Here is a 13,209-nt window from a genome sequence, read left to right as displayed (position 1 = left end):
CCTTCCAAATAAATAATATACACAAAATATTAATTTGTCAATTTATACTTTACATATTATGTGCAAAAATATATAATACCATTTGGTGATGAAATGAAAAAATTATTAATTATAAATGCCTCTCCAAGGGAAAACGGAGTTTGTGCAGAGGTTCTAAAACAAATCAAGCCTTATTTTATCGATTGTGAAACAAAGGAATATAATGTATACAAACTTGACCCTTTGCCATGCAAAGCGTGCGGATATTGCGAAATGCACAACGGCTGTGCAAACAAGGACCTTGACTTTTTCTTTTTGGATTTAAAAGAAGCTGACTATGTTGCAATTATTTCTCCGATGTACAACAACTTCTTCCCTGCTCCGCTAAAGGCTCTTATGGATAGATTTCAACGCTTTTGCAGTGCAAAATATCTGCGTGGCGACAGCGAGCCTATCGGCAAACAAAAAAGTGTAGGTCTTGTAATCACAAGCGGAACGAACGCACGAGAATGTGCAAACTATATGTCAAACAGCGTCAAGCAGTTGTTCTCCCCTCTCGGCGGAGAATTGAAAGCACGATACTACATACCCGGCACGGATTCAAACAACTACACATTCAACATTGTTGAACTTGAAAAATTTGTGCACCAAATCAAAAAATAATAATTATTTTAAGACGATTTAATTAAAGAACAATCAAGTCGTCTTTTTCTTATGCTTATATACCTTGCTTTTTAACATATTATATGATAGACTAAAAGTGCCAAATAATATTATAAAGGGGATTTTAACAATGAAAAAAGTTATTAGTCTATTTATGGCATTTGTAATTCTTTTAAGTATTACTTCCGGTTTAACATTTAATGTTTATGCCGCTACACCAACAACAGGTAAATGCGGGGAAAATGCTACTTGGAAATTTGATGAAGAAACAAATAACCTTATTATTTCAGGTACAGGTTCACTTATATATGATGAATCTATGGATGTATTCAGAAGGCAAACTGTATATGACTCTGCTTCCGGACATTGGATTAGTGGTAAATTCCCATATAAAATAAATAACTTGATTATTGAAGACGGAATTACTGAAATACCTTTAATATATAATTATCCATATGTATTTGGAGGAATGTATATAAAAAATTTTTATATACCTAAAACAATCACAGATTTAAGTAATGACTTCAATCTCAATTCTACAATTGAAGCATATTATGTTGATGAATCTAATCCAAATTATATGTCAAACGATAAAGTAATATATAGTAAAGATCAAACTGAATTATTCGCTTATCCTGATAATTATAAGCAAGAACAGTTTTCTGTTCCGTATGGTGTAAAAAAAATATGGAGATGGGCATTCAATAATGCAAAAATCAGCACATTATTTATTCCTGAAACTGTAGAAAGCATAAATTATTTTATAAAGGAAGAAAATGTTACTTATGTTGATGATAGCGCCGTATTTTCACATTATATAAGCGAATATGTTGTTGATGAAAATAATAATAATTTTTCTTCTGTTGACGGAGTGCTATTTGATAAAGTTAAGAACACACTTTTAAATTACCCATCAAGTAAAAAATATGATAAATATAATATTCCGAATGGAGTAAAAATAATTAATTCACATGCGTTTGGCATTGCTGATGGTGATAAACTCAAGGAAATTATATTACCTAAATCCATAGTTAATATAGGGTATCAAAGTAGACTTTTCTACAATTTAACCTTTTATTATGACGGAACAGAAGATGAATGGGAAAATGTAGAAATTGGTTATTATAATGATTCACCATCTTTAAATGTAATCTTTAATTATGTAGGCAAGTACGGCGAAAATATAATTTGGAAATATAACAGTACATCAAAAACTTTAACATTATCAGGTACCGGAGCTATAGACTCATTTAGTGACGCTGATGATTCTTCATATCGTGAAAGGCCATGGGAAGAATACATTTATGATATTGAAAACATAAAAATAGAAGAAGGTATAACTTCAATCGGAGATTATACTTTTAAAAACCTTGGAGAAATAAATAATATTGAAATACCAAAAAGTTTAATTTCAATAGGTGAGTCGGCATTTAAGGAATGTAGAATTAATCAAGTGTCTTATAATGGTACAAATACTGAGTTTTTTAAAATAAAAAACATCGAGAATAATAAAGAACTTATTATCGGTAAGTACAATCCTATATTAAATGAATTATTGTTAAAGACTATTGAGGTTGACTATAAGCAATCGGAATATCTTGAGCTTACAGATGAATACTTAACTAAAAAAGTAACCAACATAATAAATAACAATGACAATACAATAAAAAACAATATTAATGTTAAAAATGGTTATTTGTATATAAATAATATAAATATTGGAAAAATAAAAATCGGTTATGATTATTTTCCATATGAATATGAAGAAACTGAAAGTGAAAATATAAAAACTAATATAGAACTTCTACACGATATATATTTAGGTGTTTTAGATAATAATGATGATAATACTTTAGCAACTTTTTCAACGCAATTAAAATTTTTGAATGACTCAGAGTATAATAAATCAGATGAAAAATATGTTTCTGATTTTGTTAAAAATTTGAATATTACAAAACCATATTATTATGAAGTACAATATGATGAATATATCAAAGAATTTATAAAAGCTGAAAAAAATCAAAGTTGGAAATCTTTTTGGAATTATAATGATAAAATAGCCTCAAAATATTATAAAAAAGAGGTATCTAACAATTTAATAAATTTAACGATTGGTTCAGGTGCCGGTGGTACAGAAGGAAGTTTAAATTATAATTATTTTGAATCCGGTGCAAATTTAGCTATATTTAAAAACGATATTTTGTATAATGTATATAGTCCAGAATCACATTATTACATTAATGAAAGCGGAATTAAATGCAAGTATTCAGAACCATTTGTGCCTGTAATTGTATTGCCCGACAGTTTACCGGATGAGCAAATTGAAAGTTACATTATGCAAAAAATTAATAATGATTGGCAAAACAATGATATAAATGGTATAGTTAAAGGTGCAAAAATTGAAAATAGAATTGATATAGAAAACGGATACACATTAAAGAGTGCACATAATTGTGATTCGATTATCATTGCACGAAGAAGTGACAGTTCTGTACCATCTTCTCCTACTCCGGGTGGCTCAACAAGTGGCGGTTCAATCGGCGGTGGCGGAGGATTTACTCCTGCCCCAACTCCTGAAGATACAGATAAAAAAGATGAGGACCAAAAGCCTGAAACAAAGCCGGCACAACCGACAACACCGACTGATACAACAGAAAAATCTGCAACCGTAAAGGTAAATAAGGCTTTGGCAAAGAAAAAGGCACTTGTTATTTATTGGAACAAGATTGCAAATGTTTCGGGTTACCAAATCCAAGTTGCTACCGACAAGAAGTTTAAGAAAAACAAAAAGACCGTTACCGTTGCAAAGCAAAATACAAGCAAGAAAACCGTTAAAAAACTTAAAGCAAAGAAAAAATACTTTGTTCGAGTTAGAGCCTACAAGATTGTAGACGGTAAAAAGGTTTACGGCAAATGGTCAAAGATCAAATCAGTAAAAACCAAATAAAAAAATATAGGCTGTTCCATTTTGAAACAGCCTTATTTTTTAGTTTATATCATCTTTTAAGGTTTCGATTATATTGTTTTGCTGGACTTTTTTGACTGAATAAATCATTGTCATACCGATGATTGCAAACACAACAAGTGCAACAATCAAATACAGCAGATAATCTATTGAAAATGTTGTTGTGCTGTTATTCAAAGCCTTGTGCATACCGAAAGAAATCAATGCACTTATCGGCAAGCCGAAAATTACAGCCTTTATTCCGTAAAAAGCACTTTCGAGCATAATCATTTTGTTGAAACCTTTTGGTGTTATTCCGACAGATTTCATCATTGCAAATTCCTTTTTACGAGAAGCTATACCCGAAGAAATCGTGTTGATAATATTAAAGATTGTAATTAGCGAAATCAATGCAACGAAGCCATAAACAAACACCTGAATTACCAAAGCAATAGTATTGAATGTTTGCATTTGTTCCGAAAAATCAACAACTGAAAAATCGGAATATTTTCCGTCATCGGATATTGTGTTCAGCTTTTCTGTAACCTTCTGATGGTCGGTTGTTTCTATTCCCAAAATATATTTTGAAAGTTGATTGTCGTTTGCATTGATGTTCTTGCAAACTTTTACAAACTGTGAATACGGCATATACAGCGAAATAACTCCGATATTGTTCAAATTGCAAGGTTTGGCATTGCTGTATTTAACAAAGTCCGTAATTTCAAATTGAAGATTATCTTCCGGATAATATGCCTCTTTAAAACTTGAGCCGAGAATATTATCGGTGAACACCTTTTTGCCGTTTGCAGTGTGAGAAACATTGTTCATCAACAGCAATTTGCACTTATTGTTTGAATTATAATATGCCTTGCTGTCAATGTCGTTTTTAGCACAGAGTTCATTAAACATATCGTCATCAAGCATATTTATTAGAACCGCAAATCTATTTGAAAACTCTCGACTGTAAGCATTGGTAAGGTTTTTATTATCTGTAAACATCTCGAAATTATTTTTATAGTTCTTGCTTTTTTGAACAAAATAATAAAGATTTGTTACACTATACATATCGTCAATGCCGTCAATATTTTCAAATTCTTTTATTGCACTTTCACGGTTTGTTTCATCAAGATAAACGCCGATTTGATATGGCATTGAGTCCTGCGCTACCGTTTCGTTTGCGAAAAGAGCACAAAAATAATTGCAACTCAAAAACAAAACAATAGAAAGTGCGATTGAAACGGTAATTACCCTTGCTTTTCTGCCTTTTCGTTTGAGGTTTTTATATGCAAGTTCTCCTTCGTAGCCAAAAATTACTTTGATATATTTCGGACATTTGAGCGTCTTTGCTTTAACCTTTATTTCGTCAGATTGTCTGATGGCAGAAATTGTAGAAATCTTTGAAGCCTTTTTAGCCGGAATCGAGCAAGAAATCAAAATTGTAATGATGCTCAAACCCAAAACAATCAAAACCGCCCAAATCGGGAATACGACTTTCATTGAAACATTTTGTTCGGTTACTCCGTTAATCATTGAAGTAGCAATGATTTTTTTGCCGAGTGCCTTGAGTGTTATACCGATGCCGGCAACACCTGCGCCGATGCCAAGAGGAATACCAAACAGTGCAAGAATAAATCCCTCATAATAAATGGAAAATCGTTTTTGTCGCTTGGTTGCACCTACTGACGAGAGCATACCGAGATACTTTACCTTTTCGGAAAGCGACATTGCAAAAGCGTTATAAATAAGGACAACGGAAGCGACCATAATTATAATAAGTAAAATAACAACAAGAGGCAAAATATCCGCTACAAAGCTGTCACTTGAAAATGAAAGTTTGGAATAAAGCAATTCTTTGTTTACTGTGCTTGCACCCGGATTTGCCTTATCTATAATATCATTCACAACATCTAAAGACTTGCTGTTAAGAGTTTTAAGTTGAAAAGCAACAGTCGGATTTGCCTTTAAATTATCCGAATAAGTTAAAAATGCAAATTCGGAAGTAGGATTGTTTTGATGAAGGATCGCAGTTATTCTGTATTGTTTATCCTCTTGCCGTACAAACTTTTCGCCTTTTGAATATGCACCCGTGACATCGAATTCACCGTCTTTATCCCTCATGGTTCTTATACCGCACGGGATAGATACAATATCGCCGACCTGCCAATCAAGTTCGTTCTTTTCGATAAAATCACTTTGCACAGCAATTTCGTCACTTGTTTTTGGCAAAGTTCCGTCATAATCAGCCTGAATGAACATTTTAAAATATCCGTCATCACAAGCGCCGATTGAGCCTGTTGCAAGCCTGTCAGACTTGCCGTTGTCAATTTTGAACTGTTTATAATTTTCATCACACAGGCCAACGGTTTCAATTCTTTCATCCTTGTAAAGTTCATCAAGACTTGATAGTTTTACATCAGACAGTTGTGCGGCATAATTGCCGTCTGACACAACAGAGACATCTGCAAACAACTGCAAAAATGATGCCATTGCAACAAAAACAGCGGTTATCATTGCAACCGAAACAATAATTCCAAATGTTGTGACAAGGGTTCTGCCCTTGTTTTCTTTGAGGTGACGGAGAGTGAGTTTATTAACGATATTCATCCGTTTTCACCTCATCTCTTGTAATTCTGCCGTCCTCAATAGCAATAACTCTGTCGCCTGCAAGTGCAATTCGTTCATCGTGAGTTATGACAATGAGAGTTTGGTTGTTCTCTTTATTAAATTTTTTGAGTAGTGAAATAATTTCCTTTGTATTTTCGCTGTCAAGATTACCTGTCGGCTCATCGGCAAGCATAAGAGCAGGATTGTTCATCAATGCTCTGCCGATGGAAACACGCTGTTGCTGACCGCCCGAAAGTTGGCTCGGTAAATGTTTCAATCTGTTTTCAAGACCGAGAGTTTTTACGAGAGAGTCAATAATTTTTTGATTTGGCTTTCTGCCGTCTAACAACAGCGGGAGGGTCAAGTTTTCCTCAACCGTCAAAATCGGAATGAGGTTGTAGAATTGATAAATAAGTCCGATTTGTCTGCGACGAAAAATTGCAAGATTTGTTTCGTCAAGAGTCGAAATATCGGTTCCGTTGATTATTACACTTCCCTTTGTCGGAACATCAACTCCGCCGAGGATGTGAAGAAGCGTAGATTTACCCGAACCTGACGGACCGATAATTGCCACAAATTCACCTTGTTTTACAGAAAAAGACACATTATCAAGTGCAACGACTTTTGTTTCGTCCTTGCCGTAGATTTTTGATAGATTTTTTACTTCGAGAATTTTCATAGTCATCTCTCCTTTCGTGCCCTATTCTATAAAACGAGAATTACAATGCCGTGACAGAGAAATTACAGTTATGTCACTAAACAACAGATTTGTAAAACCTTATTTCAAAAACACTGCCTCTACCCTGCTCACTTTCAACTGTGACGGAGGCATTTTCTTTTTCAAAAACGGTTTTCGCAAGTGCCAAGCCAATACCGACACTGTCCTTTGATGAATTCTTACCGTGATAGAATCGCTCAAATATATGAGGCAAATCCTCCTCTGCAATTCCGCAACCGTTATCGGATATTGTCAACTTATTGTACAGGTTGGTTGATTCACTTGCGATAATGATTTTTCCGCCGTCATTTGTGTGTTCGAGGCAGTTTTTCACAATATTTGAAACTGCTTCAACCGTCCAGCTTTCATCACCGTTAAAGACAAAATCATTTGCACCGTTTTGAATAGCAATATTCTTCAGTTCTGCGGTCAAAGCAAACGGTTTTAAGCTGTCGTCAAGCACTTTTGATATACTTACTTCATCCCTTTTAAATTCGGTTGCATCTGCATCAAGCTTTGAAATTTTGAGAATATTGGTAATTAACCACTTCATTTTTGAAAGCTGATTGTTGATAACAGAAACAAACTCCTGTCGTTTATCGGGGTTTTCTTCATTTTCGAGCAGTTCACACATCATCATCATTGATGTAAGCGGAGTTTTAAGTTGATGCGAAATATCTGCAATTGAATCTGCGAGATATAATTTGTCATTTTTCAGATATTCATTTTGACTTTGCAAAAGTGTGATGACCTTATACAAATTATTTTTTAATATTGATAATTCGCCCTCGGTATTGTCATCAATATTCATATCGTATATACCTTTGCAGACAAGCGAAAGATAATCGTTAAGGTCATTTAGATTTTTGTATCTGCGTTTTGTAACAACTGTAAAAATAATTATCAAAATTATGCCAAGTGCCAAGCACAAAACAGCACATATCTTGCTGAAAAAAGCACATATGAAAGAAAGCACAGCGGTCAAAACCGATGATACAATCAATACTATTCTTATTTCTCTATCATTCATTTTCAATAATATATCCAAGACCCCTGATTGTTTTTATATATTTAGGTTCTGTTGGATTCTCCTCAATTTTATCACGAAGGCGTTTGATGTACACGGTCAAAGTATTATCCTCAACAAAGTCACCCGCAACATTCCAAATGTTTTCTAAAAGCTGTGTGCGTGAAAGGACACAGCCTCTATTATTAAGCAGAATAAGAAGCAATCTGTATTCCATTGCAGTCAAGACAATTTCGTTGCCGTTTTTATAAACCTTTGCTTCATTTGTATTAACAACCAAATCTTTAACTTTGATTTTACCGTCACCGCTGTCATTGTTGTATCGTCTGAATACGCTCTTAATTCTAACAAGAAGTTCTTTAAGTCTGAACGGCTTTGTGATGTAATCATCGGCACCGAGTTCAAACCCCATAACAACATTTACCTCATCATCATATGCCGTAAGAAATATAACAGGAAAATCGCCGATTTCCTTAATTCTTTTGCACACGGAATATCCGCTTCCGTCAGGCAAAGTTAAATCGAGCAAATACATTGAAAAATTCTTTTTATTTATAATTTCAAGTGCTTGAGAAACGCTTTTTGCAACGGTTACGGTATATCCCTCATTTTCGAGAGAATAGGACAAACCCATTGCAATTGCATCATCATCTTCTAACAAAAATATATCCATACAGCATCTCCTAATTATCATATAAATATATTATCATATTATAATGAGTTGTTCCATTACAAAATTGTAATATAGCACAGCATAAAAAAGAGGCTGAAGAAAATCCAGCCTCAAAATCTTATTTTACTGCATAATTAATGCCGTTTTCCTTGCACCAATCAACAATTTTGTTTTTGACATACTTATGCTCAAAATCACCGTAATCATTGCTGATTTCAGGATAAATGTTGCAATATTTCCAAAAAGTTTCAACATAATCATTATCTTCAACCTTTTCAAAATTGCCCTTGAGTTTTTTATTGTTTATGGTGTCAATAAAGGCACGCATAATCTCAACATCAGTGACGGTTACATACGGAACATAGCCGAGAGTAACCATAATTTGAGATTTTGAAACATTGTCAGGAATGTCGTTATCCGACAGTTCACTAACATTTTTAAGCGTATAATCCTTCATTGAAAAACAGTAACCATCCGAGCCTGCCCACGCTTTATTAACAGAATCATCAGTTATTTCAAAAATATCCATAAAAATATCCTTACTTAATTGAATTCATTAATCCGCCGTTTTTAATAATATTTTGAATAAACGGTGGGAAAGGCTGTGCCTGATAAGTTTTGCCTGTTGTGATATTTGATATTACTCCGCTGTCAAAATCGACCTCGACTTCGTCACCGTCTTTAATATCCTTTGCAGCCTCATCACATTCAAGGATTGCAAGACCGATATTGATTGCATTGCGATAAAAAATTCTTGCAAAAGTTGATGCGATTACACAGGAAATGCCTGAAGCCTTGATTGCAATCGGTGCGTGTTCTCTTGATGAACCACAGCCAAAATTAGCCTCGGCAACCATAATATCGCCTGCTTTTACATTTTTTGCAAAATCCGCATCAATATCCTCCATACAGTGAGAAGCAAGCCATTCTTCATCAGAACGATTGAGGTATCTTGCAGGGATGATAACATCGGTGTCAACATTATCTCCAAATTTATGTACTCTGCCTTTAGCATTCATAATATCTATACCTCCTTATAATGTTTCAGGGTCAGCTATATATCCCTTAATTGCAGATGCAGCGGCAACTGCAGGAGAAGCAAGATAAATTTCTGACTTTGTGTGACCCATTCTGCCAACAAAATTTCTGTTTGAAGTTGAAACTGCTCTTTCACCGGCAGCCAAAATTCCCATATGACCACCAAGACAAGGTCCGCAAGTCGGAGTTGAAACAATAGCACCTGCTTCGATAAACGCCTCTACAAGACCTTCCTTAACACAATTAAGGTAAATTGTTTGAGTTGCAGGAATAACGATTACACGAACTCCGTCAGCAACCTTTTTACCCTTGAGAATTTCAGCGGCAACACGCATATCTTCCATTCTGCCGTTTGTGCAAGAACCGATAACAACCTGGTCGATATCAATTCTGTCAATCTCGTCAAATGTTTTTGTATTTTCAGGAAGATGAGGAAATGCAACAGTTGATTTGAGAGTTGAAAGGTCAATTGTGATTGTTCTTTCATATTCTGCATCTGCGTCAGCCTCAAAAACCTTATATTCTCTTTCGCTTCTACCTTTGACATATTCAAGAGTGATGTCATCGACAGGGAAAATTCCGTTCTTCGCGCCACATTCGATTGCCATATTTGAAATGCAAAGTCTGTCATCCATAGAGAGTTCTTTAATTCCGTCACCTGTAAATTCAAGAGACTTATAAAGAGCACCGTCAACACCGATTTCACCGATGAGATGAAGAATGACATCCTTGCCTGAAATATAGCCGTGCTTTTTGCCTGTGATTACAACCTTGATAGCAGACGGAACTTTGAACCAAGCCTTGCCTGTAACCATACCGGCAGCCATATCGGTTGAACCAACGCCTGTTGAAAATGCACCGAGCGCACCATATGTACAAGTGTGTGAATCCGCACCGATAATGCAATCACCGCAGGTTACAATGCCCTGCTCCGGCAAAAGTGCGTGTTCAATGCCCATATTTCCGACATCAAAATAATGTGTAATCCCAAATTCTTTGGCAAATGTGCGTACCTGCTTGCAGTTTTCAGCAGATTGAATATCCTTGTTTGGTGTGAAATGGTCCATAACAAGAGAAATTCTTGTCTTGTCGAAAACAGACTTCTTGCCAAATTTATTCATTTCGTTGATGGCAACAGGAGAAGTAACATCATTGCCGAGAACCATATCAAGATTTGCCTCAATAAGCTGTCCTGCAACAACGCTGTCAAGACCTGCGTGAGAAGCCAAAATCTTTTGAGTCATTGTCATTCCCATAACATTACCTCCTTATATATCCTCGGTAAATGAGCCTGCGCCTCTTTGAAGTGAGGTAACACCTGTTCGAGCAAGCTCAACAATACCGAATTTTTCTTCAAGTTCTTTAATGAATCTGTCAATAGTTTCGCCCTGACCTGTATACTCAAGAGTAATAGTTTCAGGTGAAATATCACGAGCTCTTGAACCATAGGTTGCATTGAGTTCCAAAAGAGCATTTTTTTGTTCAATACCCTTGGCGTAAACCTTTACCAAAAGAAGTTCTGAAGATACCGAATTTTCAGCGGTAAGTTCCGATACTTTTTCAACAATTTCAAGTTTCATAAGCTGACGCTTAATTTGTCTGAAATTTTCAGGTTCTGTGTAAGTTTCGATAGTCATACGAGAGAACTTCTCGTCCTCTGTTTCACTAACGGTAAGAGAAGAAATGTTGTAAGCTCTTCTTGAAAAAAGGCTTGCAACTCTTTGAAGAACACCGCTTTCATTATCTACAAGAACCGATAAAACCAACTTTTCTTTCACAGCCGAAGTCCTCCTTAATTAAATTCTTCAATAATATCCGTATGAGCTCCTCCGGGAGGAATCATAGGAAGTACATTTGAATCCTTGCTGATTCTGCAATCAACAAGTACAGGCCCGTTATATGAGAAAACCTCATCAAGAACGCTGTCAATTTCATCATTAGTGTTAATACGAAGTCCCTTGACGCCAAATGCCTCTGCAACTTTAACAAAATCAGTTGCTCTGTTAGGGTCTGTATCAGAAAATCTATTTTCGTAGAAAAGTTTTTGCCACTGACGAACCATACCCAAAACTGTGTTGTTCATAATGAACATCTTAACAGGAATATTGTATGATCTCATAGTGCAAAGCTCTGACAAATTCATATGGAAACCGCCGTCACCCGCAAACATAACAACAGTCTTGTCAGGACAACCAACTTGACCGCCGATTGCAGCGCCCATAGAATAACCCATTGTACCCAAACCACCTGAAGAAAGAAGAGTACGAGGCAAATTGTATTTATAAAATTGTGCAGCCCAAAGTTGATGCTGACCGACATCTGTTACAACAATTGTATCATCCGCTGTTTTTGCATCAATCTTTTCAATCAAAGTCTGCGGATTTACATAATCACCGATTTGAAGTTGCTTGAACGGTCTTGAAAAGCTCTTGATTTCAGCTCGCCACTCGCTGTGGTTTTGCTTGTCAACAGCTTCTGTAAGCATAGGAATAATATCAGCAAGGTCACCACGGAGATGATAATTTGACATAATATTCTTGTCCATTTCGGCAGCGTCAATATCAATATGCAAAATCTCTGCATTTGGTGCAAACTTTGCTCTGTTGCCTGCAACACGGTCGCTGAATCTTGCACCGCAAACAATAAGAACATCGCAATCATGAGCCGCCTTATTGCATTCAAAATGTCCGTGCATACCAATCAAACCGAGGTGAAGCGGATGATTATAAGGAAAAGCGCCAAGTCCCATAAGCGATGAAACAACAGGACAGTCAATTTTTTCTGCAAACTTAACAAGTTCCTGACCTAAATTTGATGATACAGAACCGCCACCGCAGTAAATAATAGGCTTTTTTGCACCGTTAAGAAGTTCAACCGCTCTGTTAAAGCAAGACTCCTTTGGAGTTTTTGCCTTTTCAGGAATAACTTTATCCTGTTTTGTGTATTCGCAGGAAGCCGCAGTAATATCCTTTGGAATATCAATCAACACAGGACCTTTACGACCTGTCTGTGCAATTTTGAATGCACGGCGAATAATATCCGCCAAATCCTCAACTTTTTCAACCTGGAAATTATGCTTTGTAATTGGCATAGTGATACCGCAAATATCAACTTCTTGGAAAGAATCTCTGCCAAGTCCCGATGTAGCATAATTGCATGTTATGGCAACAACAGGCACGCTGTCCATATAAGCCGTTGCAATACCTGTTACAAGGTTTGTACAGCCCGGTCCGGATGTTGCAAAGCAAACGCCAACCTTGCCCGTTGCTCTTGCATAGCCGTCAGCAGCGTGTGCGGCAGCCTGCTCGTGAGCAGTTAAAATATGATTAAATGTGTCGCCGTACTTGTAAAGTTCATCAAAGATGTTAAGGATAGTACCACCCGGATAACCGAAGATAGTGTCTACGCCCTGTTCCTTAAGAACTTCAAGTACGATTTGTGAGCCGTTAAGTTCCATAATATCCTCCCTTAATACTCTATATTTATCTAAAAATATTAGTTAATATTTTATTCCATATATAATGTAATGTCAAGAATTATATTAATACTTGTAAAAATAATTT

General features: G+C 35.7%; 11 protein-coding genes. 2 read left to right on the top strand and 9 right to left on the bottom strand.

The window, feature by feature from the left end; genetic code table 11:
* Window positions 1–93: 93 nt before the first annotated feature.
* Window positions 94–642, top strand: coding sequence for a flavodoxin family protein (locus B5D29_RS06230; protein WP_078768725.1), 549 nt, complete (start codon window positions 94–96; stop codon window positions 640–642).
* 130 nt (window positions 643–772) lie between these two features.
* Window positions 773–3,589 carry a leucine-rich repeat protein gene (locus B5D29_RS06225; RefSeq protein WP_078768724.1) on the top strand — a complete coding sequence of 939 codons (2,817 nt, stop codon included), beginning with the start codon at window positions 773–775 and terminating at the stop codon, window positions 3,587–3,589.
* Window positions 3,590–3,628: 39 nt separating this feature from the next.
* On the opposite strand, the gene B5D29_RS06220 is transcribed toward B5D29_RS06225, so the two are convergent.
* The 9 genes from B5D29_RS06220 to ilvB all read right to left on the bottom strand — a co-directional run bounded on the left by B5D29_RS06220 (window position 3,629) and on the right by ilvB (window position 13,106).
* A complete protein-coding gene (locus tag B5D29_RS06220; RefSeq protein WP_078768723.1) occupies window positions 3,629–6,190 on the bottom strand; it encodes an ABC transporter permease in 2,562 nt (853 codons plus the stop codon).
* Window positions 6,177–6,869: an ABC transporter ATP-binding protein gene (locus B5D29_RS06215; protein ID WP_078768722.1), complete on the bottom strand. Its 693-nt coding sequence runs from the start codon at window positions 6,867–6,869 to the stop codon at window positions 6,177–6,179. The genes B5D29_RS06220 and B5D29_RS06215 overlap by 14 nt, the downstream gene beginning before the upstream one ends.
* 76 nt (window positions 6,870–6,945) lie before the next feature.
* The gene (locus tag B5D29_RS06210; protein WP_078768721.1) at window positions 6,946–7,938 is read right to left on the bottom strand and encodes a sensor histidine kinase; all 993 of its coding nucleotides are present in this window, start codon (window positions 7,936–7,938) and stop codon (window positions 6,946–6,948) included.
* Window positions 7,931–8,608 carry a response regulator transcription factor gene (locus tag B5D29_RS06205; RefSeq protein ID WP_078768720.1) on the bottom strand — a complete coding sequence of 226 codons (678 nt, stop codon included), beginning with the start codon at window positions 8,606–8,608 and terminating at the stop codon, window positions 7,931–7,933. The genes B5D29_RS06210 and B5D29_RS06205 overlap by 8 nt, the downstream gene beginning before the upstream one ends.
* A gap of 118 nt (window positions 8,609–8,726) precedes the next feature.
* Window positions 8,727–9,137, bottom strand: coding sequence for a hypothetical protein (locus tag B5D29_RS06200; protein ID WP_078768719.1), 411 nt, complete (start codon window positions 9,135–9,137; stop codon window positions 8,727–8,729).
* 10 nt (window positions 9,138–9,147) lie between these two features.
* The gene (leuD, locus tag B5D29_RS06195) at window positions 9,148–9,627 is read right to left on the bottom strand and encodes a 3-isopropylmalate dehydratase small subunit (protein ID WP_078768718.1); all 480 of its coding nucleotides are present in this window, start codon (window positions 9,625–9,627) and stop codon (window positions 9,148–9,150) included.
* A 15-nt stretch (window positions 9,628–9,642) separates the two neighbouring features.
* Window positions 9,643–10,902, bottom strand: coding sequence for a 3-isopropylmalate dehydratase large subunit (gene leuC, locus B5D29_RS06190; protein ID WP_078768717.1), 1,260 nt, complete (start codon window positions 10,900–10,902; stop codon window positions 9,643–9,645).
* Between the two features lie 12 nt (window positions 10,903–10,914).
* A complete protein-coding gene (ilvN, locus tag B5D29_RS06185) occupies window positions 10,915–11,424 on the bottom strand; it encodes an acetolactate synthase small subunit (protein ID WP_078768716.1) in 510 nt (169 codons plus the stop codon).
* A gap of 14 nt (window positions 11,425–11,438) precedes the next feature.
* A complete protein-coding gene (gene ilvB / locus B5D29_RS06180) occupies window positions 11,439–13,106 on the bottom strand; it encodes a biosynthetic-type acetolactate synthase large subunit (protein ID WP_341465257.1) in 1,668 nt (555 codons plus the stop codon).
* Between the last annotated feature and the right edge of the window lie 103 nt (window positions 13,107–13,209).

It is taken from the genome of Eubacterium coprostanoligenes (genome assembly GCF_900167205.1).
GTDB classification, from domain to species: domain Bacteria; phylum Bacillota; class Clostridia; order Oscillospirales; family Acutalibacteraceae; genus Eubacterium_R; species Eubacterium_R coprostanoligenes.
This window is presented reverse-complemented; position numbering and strand designations above follow the sequence as displayed.